Raw genomic sequence first — 16,877 nt, forward strand, 5'->3', positions numbered from 1 at the left:
GGGCGGGGGCGCCTGCCAGGGCAGTCAGCAGATGCTGGTCGAGGGTGGCGAGGGCTTCAGGGTTCATCGGGTCGGGTCGGTGGCGTGGAAAGGGGCGGCATTTAACCATAATTGCGCAAATCCTGTGGGAGCGGGCTTGCTCGCGAAGGCGGTGTGTCAGGCAATACAGATGTCGACTGACACACCGCCTTCGCGAGCAAGCCCGCTCCCACAGGTTCTGCCACAGGTTATCGAGTATGAGTTATCACGTTTAATTTAACTTTACGTGAGGATTTGGCGATCTTCCGGCTCCCATACTCGGCCCCAACGAACAACAAACGGGAGCCGGACATGTCGCAGTCAACTGCTTCACCCAAGGCCAGTCATCCACGCTGGCTACGCCTGACCCACTGGCTCAACGCCCTGGCGGTGCTGGTGATGGTCACCAGCGGCTGGCGCATCTACAACGCCTCGCCGATCTACGAATTCAGCTTTCCCAAGTCGATCACCCTCGGCGGCTGGCTCGGTGGCGCGCTGCAGTGGCATTTCGCGGCGATGTGGTTCCTGGCGATCAACGGCCTGATCTACCTGGCCTTCAACCTGTTCAGCGGGCGCCTGAAGCGGCGCTTCTTCCCGGTTTCGCCCAAGGGCGTGCTGCATGACCTGTGGGCCGCCTTGCGCGGAAAACTCGCACACGCCGACCTCAGTCATTACAACCAGGTGCAACGCGTCGCCTACCTGTTCGTGATGGTCGACATCACGCTGCTGGTGCTCTCCGGACTGGTGTTGTGGAAGTCGGTGCAGTTTCCGCTGCTGCGTGAATTGATGTTCGGTTACGAAGGCGCACGCCGTGTGCATTTCTTCGCCATGGCGCTGTTGGTGGCCTTCGTGGCGATCCATCTGCTGATGGTCGCGCTGGTACCGAAAACGTTGTTGGCCATGATTGTCGGCCGCAAGGAGCAAGCATGAAAAAGCGTATTCAGATCCCCGGGCTGGACGAATCTTCGATCCTCACCGACGCCCGCAAGATCCTCGCCCCGCAAATCGAAGACCGCTCGCGGCGTTCGTTCCTGCTGCGTGGCCTGACCCTCGGCGGCGTGGCGATGTTGTCCGGTTGCAACATCACCGACAACGAAAGCGTCGACACCGCGCTGTCGTCCATGTCGCGCTTCAATGACCGGGTACAGGGCTGGCTGTTCAACCCCAACGCCATGGCGCCGACCTATCCTGAATCGATGATCACACGGCCGTTTCCGTTCAATGCGTTTTACGGCATCGACGAGGCACCGACAGTGGAGGAGGAGAGCTATCGCCTGGAGGTCAGCGGCCTGGTCGCCGACAAACGCAGCTGGCGCCTCGACGAGCTGCGCGCCATGGCCCAGACCGAGCAGATCACCCGGCACATTTGCGTCGAAGGCTGGAGCGCGATAGGACGGTGGGGCGGCGTGCGCTTCAGCGATTTCCTCAAGCGCATCGGCGCCGACACCGACGCCAAATACGTCGGCTTCAAATGCGCCGACGACTATTACACCAGCATCGACATGGCCACTGCGCTGCACGCGCAAACCTTGTTGGCGCTGACCTGGGACGGCGCGGTGCTGCCACGCGAATACGGCTTCCCGATGAAGCTGCGCATGCCCACCAAGCTTGGCTACAAGAACCCCAAACACATTCAGGCGATTTTCGTCAGCAACACCTACAGCGGCGGCTACTGGGAAGACCAGGGCTACAACTGGTTCGGTGGCAGCTGACGGATGCCTGGCCCTTTCACACCTCCACAACCCACGCTCCAAGGAGTTTCATCATGAAAAAGTTGACCACCGTTGTACTGTCCATGTGCCTGGCCGTTGGCGCCGCCTCCGTGTTTGCAGCTGACACGATGAGCAACGACAGCATGAGCAAGGACTCGATGTCCAAGGATGCGATGAAGAAAGACGCGATGAAGAAAACCGATTCGATGTCCAAGGACGCCATGTCCAAAGGCAGCATGTCCAAGGACTCGATGAAAAAAGATGCAATGTCCAAGGATGCAATGAAAAAAAGCGAAATGTCTCAGTAAGTCCAATCACCGCAGGCCCTGTGGGGGCCTGCTCCCACAGGTTTTTTGTCGCCCCGAACGACCTGAGCCCCGAAAAAAGACATCGATGATTGATCCGGACGCGTGATGCCGGTCACCTGTCTGTATCAAAAATGAATTTCCGCGGTTTGTGCTGCTCATACCTTTAGGCAGCGGATCCAATTCCGCGAAATCATTGAGGCAATCAGGGAGCGGCACGGTCATGAGTCGAGTACCGACGGCGGGCGGACATCGTCCTGACGGGTTGATCCTGGTGGTCGAGGACGACCCGTTGATCCTGGAGTTTCTCTGCGAGATTCTCCAGGAGGAAGGTTTTGTCGTCGAGCCGCACATCAGTGCGGACGCGGCAGTCATCTATCTGGAGCAGCATGCGCCGCAGGTGCACATGCTGCTGACAGACATCACCATGCCCGGCACGCTCAATGGCGCGGACCTGGCCAACCAGTTCGGTGATCGCTGGCCGGACAAGCCGATCATGATCATGTCCGGTTTCGAAACCCCTGAAAGCTCCGGCGTGCGGCACGCGGTCTCGTTCATCAAGAAGCCCTGGATGATCGGTGGGCTGCTCGATTGTGTGAGCCAGACCTTCAAGTCCAAACGACTCAACTGAGCCGTTCGCAGATGCTACATTGCCGGGCAAATCCGTCCGGCAGATGCGAGGTCCTTTCCTTGTCCGATCACCCTGTATTCAACTCGACTTACCGTGCCTTTCTGTTCGACATGGACGGTACCGTCCTGACGTCCATTGCCGCTGCCGAGCGGGTCTGGACCACCTGGGCCATGCGCCATGGGGTCGATGTCGAATCCTTCCTGCCGACCATTCACGGCGCCCGCGCCATCGACACCATCAGGCGCCTGGGCTTGCCCGGGGTGGATGCCGAGGCCGAAGCCGCGTGGATCACCGAAGCGGAAATCGACGACGTCGACGGGGTATTCGAAGTGGCGGGCGCGGCGAAATTCCTCCGGTCCTTGCCGGCCAGACAGTGGGCGATCGTCACCTCCGCCCCACGGGAGCTGGCGCTGCGGCGGATGGCGGCGGCGGGGATTCCCGAACCTGAGGTTATGGTGACTGCTGAGGACGTCACGGTCGGCAAGCCTGACCCAGCGGGGTATCGACTCGCGGCCCGGCGCCTGGGCGTGGAGCCTGGGCAGTGCCTGGTTTTTGAAGATGCCACGGTGGGGATTCTGGCGGCTGAAGCGGCGGGGGCGGATTTGATGATTGTCACGGCGACCCATGAGCAGCCGATCGAGACGCTGCATGGGACCTTGGTTGACTATGACCTGGTCCGGGTTCAGGTGGATGCCGCTGGTCTGCGCCTGCACGCCGACTAATGTGGGAGCGGGCTTGCTCGCGAAAGCGGCGTATCAGTCAACATTGATAGCGACTGACACTATGCCTTCGCGAGCAAGCCCGCTCCCACAGGGGATAGGGTTGCAGTCAGTAAAGTCCCGGCACCAACCGCCAGGTGCGGGCGCAATAGGCTTCGTATTCGCTGCCGAACTGCGCCCTGAGCAAGGCTTCTTCCGAGTGAATCCGGGCGATCAGCGGGATCAGGGTCAACGCCGCCAGCAGCAGGCCGACGCTTGAGCGAAACGCCAGCGCCCAGCCCACGGCGATGACCATCATCCCCAGGTAACTGGGGTTGCGCAGGCGCCGGTAAATGCCCTCTGTGACCAGTCGATGCCCCGGCTGGATCGCCACCAGCCCGCTGAAACGCCTGCCCAACACAAACACCGGCCACAACCGCAGTGCGCCGCCCGCAATGAACAACAGTGCCCCGAGCCAGCGCACGCCTTCACCTCCAAAGGTCCAGAAATCGATGCGGTCGGTATAGGCCGGCAGGAAGCCGCTGAGCACGCCGATCACGCCGAAGACCGGGAGGACCCAGCGATTGGCCCGGTCTTCGCGTTCTCCCGAACTGAGGTTGACCTCGGTGAACAGTGATGCGACGGCCATGACCAGGGTGGCCAGGGCAACGACGACCAGTGAGCCGTGGCTGAAGTAAGCCGCGAAGCCGCCCAGTGCCCAGATCGCCAGGGCAAGGTAGGCGAGGGTGCTGACGACGGCGAAAAACGCCAGTTTGGCCGAGATTCTCATGGCGCCTCCAAAAAAGACCTCCGGTATGTTCAGTGTAGATACCGAGGGTTCCCACGTTGAGCGAGGGAGCGATCAAATCACCTCCGCCCGCGCATTGCGCCGGATCACCTGAGGCGGTTGTCCGAACACCCGCAGGAAGGTTTCGCGCATGCGGCGGCGGTCAGTGAGCCCGGTTTCCAGGGCGATCTGGTCGAGGGTCAGGCGTCCGCGCTCGAGCATCTGTCGCGCCGCCTCCAGACGCAGGTTCTCGATGGCCTTGGCCGGTGATTGTCCGGTTTCGGCGCGAAACGCCCGGCTGAATTGCCGGGGGCTGAGGTTGGCCACTTGAGCCAGTTGCTCCACCGAAAGGGGTTGGGCGAGGTGTTCCCGGGCATAGCCGAGCACGGTCTGGATGCGGTCGGATTTCGGCGCCAGTTCCAGCAGCGCCGAATGCTGCGACTGGCCGCCGGCGCGGCGGTGGTACATCACCAGTTTCTGCGCCACTGCCCGGGCCAGCTCGGCGCCGTGGTCCTTTTCCACCATGGCCAGTGCGAGGTCGATACCCGCGGTCATGCCGGCGGACGTCCAGATCGAACCGTCGATCACGTAGATGCGATCCGCCTCGACCTTGATCGCCGGAAACCGCGCCTGCAGTTCCCGGGCGTAGGCCCAATGGGTGGTGGCCCGCCGTCCGTCGAGCAAGCCGGCCTGGGCCATGACGAACGCCCCGGAGCAGATCGACGCGGTGCGGCGCGCGCTGTGGATGCTGGCCTTCAGGTAGTCCAGCACGGCCTCGGGCGCCTGTTCGACGATCGAGTCGCCACCGACCACGATGACGGTGTCGAACACGCGCCCGTCGAAGGCCTCGGTGCAAACGCTCAAGCCACCCGAGGCGCGCAGGGTGTGACCGTTTTCCGACAGCACGCGCACGTCATACAGGGTCTGTGCGGCACTGAAATTGGCGTACTCGAACACCGGCATGGCGGCCAGCGCCATGGACTGGAAACCCTCGAAAACCACGAACGCCACGCTGATCATCGGCCTGTCCTCAAACGCTATGTCCGAAAAACGTACTTTAAACGTCATTTGAGACAGGCGTAAGTCCCTTTATAACGGACTGCACCCGGCGAATCTCTCGCCTCACCCTTGAGGAATTGCACCATGGCTCTCTCATCCAAAGGCACTGCACTGATCACCGGCGCTTCTTCGGGCATCGGCGCGGTGTATGCCGACCGCCTGGCCCGCCAGGGTTACGACCTGATCCTGGTGGCCCGCAGCCGGGGCAGACTCAATGCCCTGGCCAAGCATCTGAGCGACCAGACCGGGCGCAGCGTGGAGGTGGTGGTCGCCGACCTGACGAACAAGGCGGATTCGCTGCGGGTCGAACAGATCCTGCGCAACGACGCCAGCATCACCTTGCTGGTCAACAACGCCGGGGTCGGTGGCGTCATGCCGCTGCTGGCCAGTCCCGTGGACGACATGGAAGCGATGGTCAGCCTCAACGTGACGGCGTTGATGCGCCTGGCCTACGCCGCTGTACCCGGCTTCGTTGCCCGGGGCGCCGGCACCCTGGTCAATATCGCCTCCATCGTCGCCATCGCCCCGGAAATCCTCAACGGCGTGTACGGCGGGACCAAGGCGTTCGTCCTTGCCCTGAGCCAGTCGATGCAGCATGAGTTGGCGGACAAAGGCGTACGCGTGCAGGCGGTGTTGCCGGGGGCGACTGCCACCGATTTCTGGAGCGAGGCCGGCAATCCGGTGGAAAACCTGCCGCAGGAGATCGTGATGTCCGCCGAAGACATGGTCGATGCCGCGCTCGCGGGCCTGGCGGCCGGTGAAGCGGTGACCATCCCGGGCCTGCACGATGGCAGCCAGTGGGATGGTTACGAAGCCCAGCGCAAGACACTGTCCGGGTTGTTTGGCAATAGCGTGGCGGCGCCGCGTTATCGCTGAGACTGTCTGCGGACCGGGTGAACTAAACTTGCATGAGAGGACCGTTCACCGCTGGCTCGTCGACCTGTTCGGCGAGCCGGTGGCGTGTAACAGGAACCGACATGCTTCACATCCGCACACCTTTGATCCTGCACCCCGGCCTGTCGACCCCGACCCGCCGTATCTGGCTGAAACTGGAAAACCTGCAACCGGGCGGCTCGTTCAAAATACGCGGCATCGGCTTGCTGTGCAGCCGGGCGGCGCAGCAGGGCAAGCGCAAGGTGGTCTGTCCCTCCGGCGGCAACGCGGGACTGGCCACGGCCATGGCCGCCGCATGCCTGGGGCTCAAGGCCTGCATCGTGGTGCCGCACACCACCCCGCACAGCACCCGGGCGCGGATCAGCAAGACCGGCGCCGAGGTGATCGAGCGCGGCAAGGTCTGGGATGAGGCCAATCAATGGGCCCGGGAACTCGCCCAGGACCCACGCAGTGAATTCGTGCCGGCCTTCGACCACCCGGTGTTGTGGGAAGGGCACAGCACGATGGTCGATGAAATCCTTGCCGACTGCCCGCCAGTGGACGTGCTGGTGGCATCGGTGGGCGGCGGGGGCTTGCTGGCCGGGTTGCTCACCGGCCTGATTCGTCATCGGCACACCGATTGCCGCATCGTCGCCTGCGAAACCGAAGGCGCGGCGTCATTCGCCGCGGCGGTGGCGGCCGGGCATCCGGTCAGACTGCCGAAAATCGACACGGTTGCCACGTCCCTGGGGGCCGCGCAAGTGGCCGCCTGGCCGGTCAGGCACATCGGCGATTTCCCCTATGAGTGCGTGGTGCTCAGTGATGATGAGGCGATCATGGGCGTGGTGCGTTACGCCAACGATTTGCGTCAGCTGGTCGAACCGGCGTGCGGCGTTTCATTGGCGATCGCCTACCTGGATCACCCGGCGATTGCCGACGCCCATGACGTGGTGATCGTGGTGTGCGGCGGGGTGAGTATCAACGCGCAGCTCGTGGCCGGGTGGGCACGCATGTCCACTGGCACGCACGCAAGGCAGGGCTGGAAACGCTATCCCGGTGTCACAAGCCCCACCGCTGGCGATGACGGTCTTCAGTGATCGGTGGCAACGCCTTCCTGGACGAGGATGGCGCGGGCCAGGTCTTCGTCGCTTGCGTTGTTGAGGGCGGGATTGTCCTGACGGATTTTTTTCAATACCGCTTCCAGATAAGCACCACGAATCGCACCGCCGCTGGCGACGAAGCTGGAGGCGTCATCGCGGGCGGGAATCATGAGTTTGTGGTCTTTGAACGTTGAGTACAGCGAGGCGGAAACCCCGGCGGAAGTGGCGACGTCACCGGCATCCACTTTGGCCAGAGCCGAACCTGCGGGCAAACAAAGTACCAGTGCAGAGATGATAAATAGGCGGCGCATGACGGTGTCCTCCGACTGCATGAAGCATAAGGGATGTATCACATAGTTTAGGATACGTGGCAGTCGACGAGAGTTCCGTGAGGAGAGCTCTGTGGCGTCGGCGCCGAGAACAGGTGTGGGAGGCAGGGTCGTTGAGCGTCGATATTCAAAGCGTGGTGATCGGGGCCGGCGTCGTCGGGTTGGCGGTGGCCAGGCACCTGGCCATGAGCGGGCGGGACGTGCTGGTGGTCGAGGCCGGGGCGGGGATCGGCACGGGCATCAGCTCGCGCAACTCGGAGGTGATTCATGCCGGTATCTATTACCCGGAAGGCAGCCTCAAGGCGCGGTTGTGCGTGGAGGGCAAGCAGCGTCTCTACGCTTTTTGCGATGAGCATGCCGTTGAATACCGACGCGTCGGCAAGCTGATCGTGGCCACCGATGCGCAACAGCGCTCGGTGTTGCAGCGTCTGTTGGAGCAAGGGCGACTTAATGGTGTCGATGACCTGCAATGGCTCGACAGCGCACAGGCCCGGGAGCTTGAACCGGCGTTGTCCTGCGTTGCGGCACTGTGGTCGCCCTCTACCGGCATCGTCGATTCCCACGGGCTGATGCTGGCCCTTCAGGGCGACGCCGAGCGGTTCGGTGCGACGCTGGCCTTGCACACGCCGTCGCTGTCGGCCCTGTGCATCGACCAGGGCTTCGAGCTGCACATGGGCGGCAGCCAACCCATGACCTTGCGCTGCCGCGAAGTGATCAACTGCGCGGGGCTGTCCGCTCCCGAGGTGGCGCGCGCTATCGTCGGCCTGCCTGCACAGTGCGTTCCCCAGGCGCATCTGTGCAAGGGCAGCTATTTCAGTTTCAGCGGCCGGGCACCCTTTCGACACCTGGTGTATCCGGCTCCGGAGAGTGCGGGACTGGGCGTGCACATGACGCTCGACCTGGGCGGGCAGGCGCGCTTCGGGCCGGATGTCGAATGGGTCGAGCACATTGATTACCGCGTCGAACCCCGCCGGGCCGAGGGCTTCTATCAGGCGATCCGCCGTTATTGGCCGGGGTTGCCGGACAATAGCCTGCAACCGGCCTACAGCGGCATTCGCCCGAAAATCAGCGGGCCGACCGAGCCGGCCGCCGATTTTCTCGTCAGCGGATGCGCCGAACATGGCGTGCCGGGGCTGGTGAATCTGTTCGGCATCGAATCACCGGGGCTGACCAGTTGCCTGGCGCTCGCCGAGTACGTGGTGAAACGCCTCGACGACCGATGATCGGTGCTGACCCTGCCTTGCGGGCATCGGGTCTATGCTAGGGAGTGCGCTTACTGCCATCGGAGACCTCTGATGATCACTGTACGCACTGCCTGCCTGCTGGCCGATTACAAACGCTGGGCCAATCAGCGTTTGTTTGACAGCCTTGCGGCGCTTCCTCCGGGCGAAGTCAAAAAACAACGGGTGTCGGTGTTCAACAACATGATCGGCACCCTCAATCATGTCTACGTGGTGGATTGCATCTGGCGGGCGCACCTTGAAGGCCGGGGACATGGCTTCAAGACCTCGCACGATCTGCTGCATGCCGACCTGTCCGAGCTGCGCCAGGCGCAAAAAGAGATCGACCGCTGGTACTGCGACTGGAGCGCCCGGCAAACCGATGCCTCCCTGGACAGACCGGTGGAGTTCACCTTTGTCTCGGGCGAAAGCGGCACCATGAGCGCCGGCGCGATGCTGATGCATGTGGTCAACCACGCCAGCTACCACCGTGGCTGGGTGGTGCAGATGTACTTCGAGATTCCGGCCATGCCACCGGTGACCGACATGCCGGTGTACCTGCGCGAATCCGAACCGGTGCTCCTGCAGTCGATCAATGCCCCGACGGTGGCGCCGCCATGTGCTGTGCAATTTTCGAACGCAACCAGCGTTCTGCCGGATCGTTATCGCTGACCCCGTTCCAGACCATCGACAGTTCGGACAGGTTGATCTCAAAGGGCGCATCGTCCGCCCGTAACTGGCTGCTGCCTTCGATCAGCGCACTGGCCGCGTAATCCGGTACGGTGGCGAGCATGTCAGTCCCCGCCAGTAGCGCCCGCAAGCCCGCGAACTGTGGCACCGCCAGTACCACCCGACGCGAACGGCCGATGCGGGCCAGGTCATTGTCGATGGCACCGCTCAGATCCCCGGAAAACGACACCAGTGCGTGAGGGCGTTCGCAGAACTCGTCAAGGGTCAACGGGCCGGGACGGTCATCGCCGCGCAGAATCTTCACACTCAGGTCGCGCAATTTCTTGCGCTTGGCATTGGCCGGCAATTCCGTGGTGTAGCTGATGCCAACGGAAATCTCGCCACTGGCCAGCATCGACGACATCAGCAGAAAGTTCACCCGGCGCACCACCACCACAACGTTCTGCGCCTCCTCGCGAATCTGCTTGAGCAGCGGCGGAAAGAGCCCGAATTCGGCGTCGTCGGACAAGCCGATGCGAAACACCTCGCGACTGGTGGAAGGCTCGAAATCCTTGGCCCGGCTGACCGCACCGGAAATGGTGTCCATCGCCGGCTGCAACTCCTTGAGAATCTGCAACGCCCGCGGGGTCGGCTCCAGGCTCCGACCGTTGCGCACCAGCAACGGGTCGTCGAACAGATCGCGCAGCTTGGCCAGCGACGCACTGACAGCGGGTTGACCGAGGAACAGCTTTTCCCCGGCCCGGGTCAGGTTCTTCTCGAACATCAGGGTTTCGAAAATCACCAGTAGGTTCATGTCCACGCGACGCAGGTCGTTGCGGTTCATGGTGATGGCTCGGTGGGGGTGGGTTTTTTCAGTAAAGCAGCAAACCCTGCGGAATCTAGCGTTCGCTGAATACCTGTGGGAGCGAGCTTGCTCGCGATTGCGGTGCGTCAGACACATCATCGTTTAACTGATGCTCCCTCATCGCGAGCAAGCTCGCTCCCACACGTTCGGCGCTTTATTCAGGCGGATCGAGTCGATCCAGCGCCCGGTTCACTGCCAACTCACCCAGCATGATGACCTGGGCGATGCCCAGCAGGGTGTTGCGATGCGAGCCCTCCAGAAAACCCGCCAGATCATTGGTCATCACATTGGCCGAGGCCAGCGATTCGCAGGCGTGGGCCAGCAGGGTTTCGGTGTCGAGGTCGGGGTTGATGGTGAACATGGTGGACGGTTTGTGAGGCACGGTCATGATGTTGGCGGCGGGGTTGAGGTAGTGATTGAGGGCGCGTTCGGCGGCTTCTTGGAATTGCTTGGAGTCGGGGCTTTCGTAGGGGGAGGCTGGATCGGTTTCTGGCGGGTTGGGTGTTGGTTTGATCATCGATAGAACTCCAGTACTGTAAAAATTGGAGCCATCACTTTCGCTACCAAACGAAGGGCGGTGGCCATGCACAGGTTGGTAGACCGGAGTACTGGAACCGGCGCCCCCGAAGAGGCCCTGCGCATGACGACCATAAAAGCAGCAACTGCTTGAAGTGGCGCTACGCGCAGTACTCCGGGCTACCAAACCCGATCGCTGTTTTTCAGCGACCGGCTAACGATAAAGCCCGGACTCAAGGCGCGTAAGCCGGCGGATTCTGGCGTAACCGTAGGCAATGACGCAAGGCGCTGTAGCTTTCATCAAGTTACGCTGACAGCCGTTAAACAAGGGCGGTCAGTCGATGTTTAATGTGCGGTTGTCACGACAAAAACATGGCTTTGGGCTGGGCACGAAACCTGTGGGAGCGGGCTTGCTCGCGAAAGCGATGTGTCAGTCGACAACATTGCTGGCAATGCCGACGCCTTCGCGGGCAAGCCCGCTCCCACAGGTTCATGAGGTGGACTCAGGCTCGGTCAACATTTTGCGGAAAGTCTCCACCAACGGCCGCAAATTGATCCGGTGCCACGCCGCCCACAGCGGTCGGGTGAGGGAAATCCACGGCACTTCCCGCAGCACCACACCCGGCGGTGCGTTGCGGCTCAAGCCTTTCTGGATCATGGCGATACCCAGTCCCGAGGCCACCAGCGCCATGGCGGTGAACGGGCCGGTGGCTTCCATGCGGATATCCGGGGTGAAGCCGGCGCGGATGCAGGCGCTGACGAAGTTTTCGCGGCTGGCGACATTCTGGTGTTGCACGCCAATCCACTCCTGACCGGCGAGGTCTGCCGGGGTCAGCACGGTCTGTTGTGCCAGCGGATGGTGCTCGGGCAGGGCCAGCAGCATCGGGTCGTCCAGCACCTGGAAGCCCAGCAGGTCCGGGTCGTCTTCGGTCGGTGGTTCGCTGACCAGGGCGATGTCCAGGCTACGCTGGCGCAAGCCTTCGAGTTGTTCGGCCGAGCGCAGGTTGTACAGCGCCACGTGGACGTTCGGCCGGTTGGCCCGCAGCACGCGCAAGGCATTGGGCAGCACGCCGGCGTGCATGGCATTTTCGATGTAGCCGATGCACAGGCCGCCTTCCTCGCCGCGCCCCAGGCGTTTGCCGAGGGATTCCAGGCGATTGGCGTGGGTCAGCAGGGCGCGGGTTTCGGCGAGGAAGGTCTGGCCGTCGCGGGTCAGGCGAATGCGTTGCTGGCTACGCTCGAACAGGGTCAGGCCCAGGCGCTCTTCGAGCTGGGCGATCTGCCGGCTCAGGGGCGACTGGGAAATGTGCAGGCGTTCGGCGGCGCGCCCGACGTGTTCTTCCTCGGCGACGGCGACGAAGTAGCGCAATTGGCGGATGTCGATCATGTCAGACCTTCAAGGACTCAAGTGCTGCACATTATGTCTTGGACGGTCCGATGCTCGCAATCTAGGATCGGCTCAACGGTCAGCCACCTGACCTCTGATACTCAAGAGGATTCACCATGAGCTTGAAAGACAAACTGCCCGGCGCGCTGGGCTTGGGCACCGCACCACTGGGCAACATGTTCCGCGCCATTCCCGAAGACGAGGCGATTGCCACCGTCCATGCCGCCTGGGACGCCGGCGTGCGTTACTTCGATACCGCGCCGTTCTACGGTTCCGGCTTGTCGGAAATTCGCCTCGGCGCCGCTTTGGCCCGCTACAACCGCGACGACTATGTACTGAGCAGCAAGGTCGGCCGGGTGATCCTCGATGAAGTCGAAGACACCGCCGCCCGTGACCTGGGCGAGAAGAGCGGGGTGTTCGAGCACGGCCTGCCGAACAAAATCGTCAACGACTACAGCGCCGACGCGACCCTGCGCTCCATCGAAGACAGCCTCAAGCGCCTGCAAACCGATCGCCTGGACATCGTCTGGGTCCACGATATCGCCCAGGATTTCTATGGCGACCAATGGCTGGAGTACTTCAACCAGGCCCGCACCGGCGCGTTCAAAGTGCTCACACGCTTGCGCGAGGAAGGCGTGATCAAGGGTTGGGGCCTGGGGGTGAACAAGGTCGAACCCTGCGAGCTGACCCTTGATCTGAGCGAAGCGCAGCCGGACGGTTTTCTGCTGGCGGGTCGCTACACTCTTCTGGACCATGATCGCGCCTTGCAGCGTTTGATGGACGCCGCCTTGGCGCAGCAAGTCGAAATCGTGGTCGGCGGTCCTTACAGCTCGGGCATCCTGGCCGGTGGCGCGCACTTCGAATACCAGAAGGCCAGCCCGGCGATCATCGACAAGGTCGAGCAGATCAAGCGTATCGCGGCGGCCCATGGCGTCGACGTCAAGGCCGCAGCCTTGCAGTTTTCGCTGGCTAACCCGGCAGTCGCCGCGGTGATTCCGGGTTCCAGCCGTCCGCAGCGGATTGCCGAAGACGTGGCCGCGCTGTCGGCGGTGATTCCCGCTGCTTTCTGGCAGGCGTTGCGTGAGGCGAAACTGGTCTCCGAGCGCGCGCCCTTGCCCCTCACTGGAGCTTGAGCATGAAGATTGATTTGAGCGCAAAACTGGCAATCGTCAGCGGCAGTACCGCCGGCATCGGCCTGGGTATCAGCCAGGCACTGGCCGAGGCGGGCGCCACGGTGGTGGTGATCGGCCGCGATACGGCCAAGGTCGAGCAGGCACTGGCGAGCATCCGTCAGCGTGTTCCTGCTGCGCAATTGCGTGGCGTGACCGCCGACCTGGGCACCGCCGAAGGCGCCGAAAAACTGTTCGCCGCCGAACCACGGGCCGACATCCTGGTGAACAACCTCGGGATCTTCAATACGGTGGATTTCTACGACGCCCCGGACAGTGAGTGGACGCGCTTCTACGAGGTCAACGTGATCTCCGGTGTGCGCCTGTCCCGGCACTACACGCCGGGCATGGTCAAGCAGGGGTGGGGGCGGGTGATCTTCCTGTCTTCGGAATCCGGCGTGGCGACACCGGCGGACATGATCAACTATGGCGTGACCAAAAGTGCCAACCTGGCGGTGTCCCATGGCCTGGCCAAACGCCTGGCCGGCACCGGGGTGACGGTCAACGCGATCCTGCCCGGCCCGACCTTTACCGATGGCCTGGAAGACATGCTCAAGGACGCCACGGCCGAATCCGGGCGCAGCGCCCGGGACGAAGCCGATGCGTTCGTGCGCAAGGCCCGGCCGACGTCGATCATCCAGCGCGTGGCGGACGTCGAGGAGGTTGCCAATCTGGTGGCCTACATCGCTTCGCCGTTATCCTCGGCCACCACCGGTGCTGCCTTGCGGGTCGACGGCGGTGTCGTCGACAGCCTGGCCATCTGAACCTTTTTGATTGGAGAAAGCATTTCATGGCAACTGCAACAGCCTTCATCGACATCCCGGCTTCGGCCGAGCAGGTCTGGCAATTGATTGGCGGGTTCAACTCGCTGCCGGACTGGCTGCCGTTCATTCCCAGGAGCGAGCTCAGTGACGGCGGGCGCGTGCGCAGCCTGCAAACGGCGGATGGCGCGGTGGTGATCGAACGCCTGCAAACCTTCGACAACGCGGGCCGAACCTACAGCTACTCGATTGAGCAGGCACCCTTTCCGGCGACTGATTATCTGGCGACGATCAAGGTCGAGGCGCAAGGCGAGGGCGCGCGGGTGACCTGGTCCGGGCGGTTTGAACCGGTGGGTGTGAGCAATGAGGAAGTGGAGGCGTTGTTTACCAGTATCTATCAGGGTGGGCTTGAGGCCTTGCGGGCCAATTACCCGGCCTGATTCACCCAGCGGAAAACACCACCAATCCCCTGTGGGAGCTTGCTCGCGATGACGGTGTGTCAGGTAAAAATATATCGCCTGACACTCCGCTATCGTCGGAACGCCGCCCGGACCAAGCTCGCTCCCACAGGGGGTGATCATTGTTTGTAAGAGTTTGTCAGGCCTGCGGTATCAAACTCTCCCGACAATCAAGTACCAACCGCGCACCGCCCAGTTCGCTGCTGCCCACCTCCAGCGTAAATCCGTGCAGGCTGACAATCGCCGCGACGATGGACAGGCCCAGCCCGAAGCCGGTCTTTTGATTGCCGGCCTCGGCGCGATAGAAACGCTGGAATACCGCTTCACGCTCTGCCTCGGGAATGCCGGGGCCTGAGTCGAGCACTTCGATCCGTGTATGCCCGCCAGCATTGACCCCGCGCAGGATCACCGCACCACCGGGCGGGGTGAATTTGATCGAGTTGCTGAGCAGGTTCGCCACGGCTTCGAACAGCAGTGCCCGGTCGCCGTTGAGAGGTGGCAATGACGCGGGCAGGTGCAACTGGAAAACCAGGCCGTCGTCTTCCGCCAGGGGCAGGTAGAACTCATGCAGTTCCTGCAGTAACGCCACGGGGTCCAGTTGCACGAAACCGGAGCGGCGCCGGCGATCTTCCAGTTCGGAAATCCGCAGCAGGCCACGGAAACGCGCCATCAGCGTGTCGGCTTCGGCCAGCACCAGGTCCAGTTGCATGGCCTGCGGCGAGCCTTCGCCGGCTTGCTGCTGCATGCGGTAAAGCTGCGCGCGCAGACGGGTCAGGGGCGTACGCAGGTCATGGGCGATGTTGTCGCACACGCCCTTGACCTCATGCATCAGGCGCTCGATGCGTTCGAGCATGGCGTTGACGATGGCGGCGAGCATGTCCAGTTCGTCACGCCGATTGGACAGTGGCAGGCGCCGGCTCAGGTCGCCCGCGACTATGGCTTCGGCACTGGCCTGGATCCCGCGGATGCGGCGCAACGGCCGGCGCCGCAGCAGATACCAGCCGACGATGCCCGGCAGGATGGTCAGGGTCACCCCCCAGAACAGCGCGTGAAGAATGATGCGGGTCACGGCGAACAGCGAACCGTTGTCGCGCACCAGCACCAGCCAGCGGCCGTCGAGGGTGCGGGTCGCCACGGCGTCGCAACTGTCGGCGGGCAGCGTCTGGTCATCATTGTCGCCGGAGGCATCGCAGTCGCGCAGCATGTGGATCTTGCCATCGAGCGGCAAGCCGTCCGGAATGTAGCGCAGGGCGCCGCTGAGGTAATGGTGCCGGGCATCGAACAGGCCATAGGCGTCGATGCCGCGGATGTCGAAGGTCATGCTGACGGCGAGGGCGTCCACCAGTTGCTCGCCCGAGAAGCGCGAAAACAGGTGCTGGCGCTGCATCAGTGAGTGCTTGGCCAGATTGTCCAGGTAAGCGGAAACCTCGTAGTACATGACCCCCATGAGGATCCCGCTCCAGATCACGAACAGCGAACTGTAGAGCGCCAGCAAACGGCTGCTGGAGGAGCGCCAGCCTTTAGATGGGTTCGGCAATGACATAACCGGAGCCTCGCACGGTCCGAATCAGTGGGACATTGCCAGGCGGGTCGATTTTCTTGCGCAGACGGCCGATGTGTACGTCGATCAGGTTGGTGCCGGGGTCGAAGTGGTAACCCCAGACTTCTTCGAAAATCATCATCCGCGAGAGGATTTGCCCGGTATTGCGCATCAGGAACTCCAGCAGTTTGTACTCGGTGGGCAACAGCGTCAGCAGTTGACCGTCGCGGCTCGCTTCGTGGCTGATCAGGTTCAGTTCCAGGTCCGCCACCCGCAACGTGGTGGCCTGGGCGGTCACGGTGTTCTGCCGGCGCAGCAGGACTTCGACCCGGGCGGCCATTTCATCGGTGGCGAAGGGTTTGGTCAGGTAGTCGTCGCCGCCGGCGCGCAAGCCGCGCACGCGCTCATCGACGTCGGACAGTGCGCTGATCATCAGGATCGGCGTCGCCACGCCCATGGTCCGCAGCGTGGTGACGATCGCCAGGCCATCGAGCTCGGGCAACATGCGGTCGAGGGTGATCAGGTCATAGTTGCCGCTGACTGCCCGCTCCAGCCCTTCACGGCCATTGTCGACCCAATCGACGTCGAGGCCGTGGCTACTCAGTTCGGCGACAATTTCCCGGGCGGTCACGGCGTCGTCTTCGATGGTCAAGATGCGGGTCATAAGGCTGGCCTGATTTGCAGTTCAATACGAAGTTGCGAGCATTTTGCCAAGAAAAAACCGCGACTTAATAAATTAACTTTCATCTGGGCGGGGTCCCGTTCGCAACATTGATATCA

Annotated in this window: 20 protein-coding genes; 12 read left to right on the top strand and 8 right to left on the bottom strand. The window is 62.6% G+C overall.

Going from position 1 to position 16,877, the window contains the following annotated elements:
* Window positions 1–330: 330 nt before the first annotated feature.
* The 5 genes from PMI26_RS17850 (at window position 331) to PMI26_RS17830 (ending at window position 3,388) form a co-directional block, all read left to right on the top strand.
* The gene (locus tag PMI26_RS17850) at window positions 331–948 is read left to right on the top strand and encodes a cytochrome b/b6 domain-containing protein (protein ID WP_007973715.1); all 618 of its coding nucleotides are present in this window, start codon (window positions 331–333) and stop codon (window positions 946–948) included.
* Window positions 945–1,730: a molybdopterin-dependent oxidoreductase gene (locus PMI26_RS17845; RefSeq protein ID WP_007973718.1), complete on the top strand. Its 786-nt coding sequence runs from the start codon at window positions 945–947 to the stop codon at window positions 1,728–1,730. The genes PMI26_RS17850 and PMI26_RS17845 overlap by 4 nt, the downstream gene beginning before the upstream one ends.
* A gap of 53 nt (window positions 1,731–1,783) precedes the next feature.
* Window positions 1,784–2,038, top strand: a complete 255-nt coding sequence (locus PMI26_RS17840) for a pentapeptide MXKDX repeat protein (protein WP_007973720.1) — start codon at window positions 1,784–1,786, stop codon at window positions 2,036–2,038.
* A gap of 220 nt (window positions 2,039–2,258) precedes the next feature.
* Window positions 2,259–2,666 (top strand): response regulator, encoded by a 408-nt coding sequence (locus tag PMI26_RS17835; RefSeq protein ID WP_007973722.1) that lies wholly within the window; start codon window positions 2,259–2,261, stop codon window positions 2,664–2,666.
* Between the two features lie 59 nt (window positions 2,667–2,725).
* Window positions 2,726–3,388 (top strand): HAD-IA family hydrolase, encoded by a 663-nt coding sequence (locus PMI26_RS17830; protein WP_033047763.1) that lies wholly within the window; start codon window positions 2,726–2,728, stop codon window positions 3,386–3,388.
* Window positions 3,389–3,494: 106 nt separating this feature from the next.
* On the opposite strand, the gene PMI26_RS17825 is transcribed toward PMI26_RS17830, so the two are convergent.
* Together PMI26_RS17825 and PMI26_RS17820 are read right to left on the bottom strand one after the other, a co-directional pair.
* Window positions 3,495–4,154: a methyltransferase family protein gene (locus PMI26_RS17825; RefSeq protein ID WP_007973726.1), complete on the bottom strand. Its 660-nt coding sequence runs from the start codon at window positions 4,152–4,154 to the stop codon at window positions 3,495–3,497.
* Window positions 4,155–4,226: 72 nt separating this feature from the next.
* Window positions 4,227–5,171, bottom strand: coding sequence for a GlxA family transcriptional regulator (locus tag PMI26_RS17820; RefSeq protein WP_007973728.1), 945 nt, complete (start codon window positions 5,169–5,171; stop codon window positions 4,227–4,229).
* A gap of 123 nt (window positions 5,172–5,294) precedes the next feature.
* Between PMI26_RS17820 and PMI26_RS17815 the strand changes: the two genes are divergently transcribed.
* Both PMI26_RS17815 and PMI26_RS17810 read left to right on the top strand, forming a co-directional pair.
* Window positions 5,295–6,086 carry an SDR family NAD(P)-dependent oxidoreductase gene (locus PMI26_RS17815; protein WP_007973730.1) on the top strand — a complete coding sequence of 264 codons (792 nt, stop codon included), beginning with the start codon at window positions 5,295–5,297 and terminating at the stop codon, window positions 6,084–6,086.
* Window positions 6,087–6,187: 101 nt separating this feature from the next.
* Window positions 6,188–7,180 (top strand): pyridoxal-phosphate dependent enzyme, encoded by a 993-nt coding sequence (locus PMI26_RS17810; protein ID WP_007973733.1) that lies wholly within the window; start codon window positions 6,188–6,190, stop codon window positions 7,178–7,180.
* Here PMI26_RS17810 and PMI26_RS17805 read toward each other — a convergent pair.
* Window positions 7,174–7,494, bottom strand: coding sequence for a DUF2388 domain-containing protein (locus PMI26_RS17805; protein ID WP_007973734.1), 321 nt, complete (start codon window positions 7,492–7,494; stop codon window positions 7,174–7,176). The genes PMI26_RS17810 and PMI26_RS17805 overlap by 7 nt on opposite strands.
* A gap of 131 nt (window positions 7,495–7,625) precedes the next feature.
* Between PMI26_RS17805 and PMI26_RS17800 the strand changes: the two genes are divergently transcribed.
* Both PMI26_RS17800 and PMI26_RS17795 read left to right on the top strand, forming a co-directional pair.
* Window positions 7,626–8,735, top strand: coding sequence for an NAD(P)/FAD-dependent oxidoreductase (locus PMI26_RS17800; RefSeq protein ID WP_007973736.1), 1,110 nt, complete (start codon window positions 7,626–7,628; stop codon window positions 8,733–8,735).
* 72 nt (window positions 8,736–8,807) lie between these two features.
* Window positions 8,808–9,404, top strand: coding sequence for a DinB family protein (locus PMI26_RS17795; protein ID WP_007973737.1), 597 nt, complete (start codon window positions 8,808–8,810; stop codon window positions 9,402–9,404).
* On the opposite strand, the gene PMI26_RS17790 is transcribed toward PMI26_RS17795, so the two are convergent.
* From PMI26_RS17790 to PMI26_RS17780, 3 genes are all read right to left on the bottom strand, one after another.
* Window positions 9,325–10,245: a LysR family transcriptional regulator gene (locus PMI26_RS17790; protein WP_007973738.1), complete on the bottom strand. Its 921-nt coding sequence runs from the start codon at window positions 10,243–10,245 to the stop codon at window positions 9,325–9,327. The two genes, PMI26_RS17795 and PMI26_RS17790, sit on opposite strands and share 80 nt — an antisense overlap.
* 175 nt (window positions 10,246–10,420) lie before the next feature.
* Window positions 10,421–10,783, bottom strand: coding sequence for a DUF6124 family protein (locus tag PMI26_RS17785; protein WP_007973739.1), 363 nt, complete (start codon window positions 10,781–10,783; stop codon window positions 10,421–10,423).
* A 489-nt stretch (window positions 10,784–11,272) separates the two neighbouring features.
* A complete protein-coding gene (locus PMI26_RS17780) occupies window positions 11,273–12,169 on the bottom strand; it encodes a LysR substrate-binding domain-containing protein (RefSeq protein ID WP_007973740.1) in 897 nt (298 codons plus the stop codon).
* 116 nt (window positions 12,170–12,285) lie between these two features.
* Here PMI26_RS17780 and PMI26_RS17775 point away from each other — a divergent pair, with 116 nt between their 5' ends.
* The 3 genes from PMI26_RS17775 to PMI26_RS17765 are packed head-to-tail and all read left to right on the top strand — an operon-like array spanning window position 12,286 to window position 14,539.
* On the top strand, window positions 12,286–13,302 hold the full coding sequence (locus PMI26_RS17775; protein WP_007973741.1) for an aldo/keto reductase: 1,017 nt from the start codon (window positions 12,286–12,288) through the stop codon (window positions 13,300–13,302).
* A 2-nt stretch (window positions 13,303–13,304) separates the two neighbouring features.
* Window positions 13,305–14,102 carry an SDR family NAD(P)-dependent oxidoreductase gene (locus PMI26_RS17770; protein ID WP_007973742.1) on the top strand — a complete coding sequence of 266 codons (798 nt, stop codon included), beginning with the start codon at window positions 13,305–13,307 and terminating at the stop codon, window positions 14,100–14,102.
* A 26-nt stretch (window positions 14,103–14,128) separates the two neighbouring features.
* Entirely contained in the window at window positions 14,129–14,539 is a 411-nt protein-coding gene (locus PMI26_RS17765) for an SRPBCC family protein (RefSeq protein ID WP_007973743.1), read from the top strand.
* A 157-nt stretch (window positions 14,540–14,696) separates the two neighbouring features.
* Here the strand turns inward: PMI26_RS17765 and PMI26_RS17760 are convergent, their stop codons facing one another.
* On the bottom strand, window positions 14,697–16,100 hold the full coding sequence (locus PMI26_RS17760; protein WP_007973744.1) for a sensor histidine kinase: 1,404 nt from the start codon (window positions 16,098–16,100) through the stop codon (window positions 14,697–14,699).
* A complete protein-coding gene (locus PMI26_RS17755) occupies window positions 16,078–16,761 on the bottom strand; it encodes a response regulator transcription factor (protein ID WP_007973745.1) in 684 nt (227 codons plus the stop codon). Before PMI26_RS17755 ends, PMI26_RS17760 begins: the two co-directional genes overlap by 23 nt.
* Between the last annotated feature and the right edge of the window lie 116 nt (window positions 16,762–16,877).

Source organism: Pseudomonas sp. GM33, assembly GCF_000282295.1.
Taxonomy (GTDB): domain Bacteria; phylum Pseudomonadota; class Gammaproteobacteria; order Pseudomonadales; family Pseudomonadaceae; genus Aquipseudomonas; species Aquipseudomonas laurylsulfatiphila.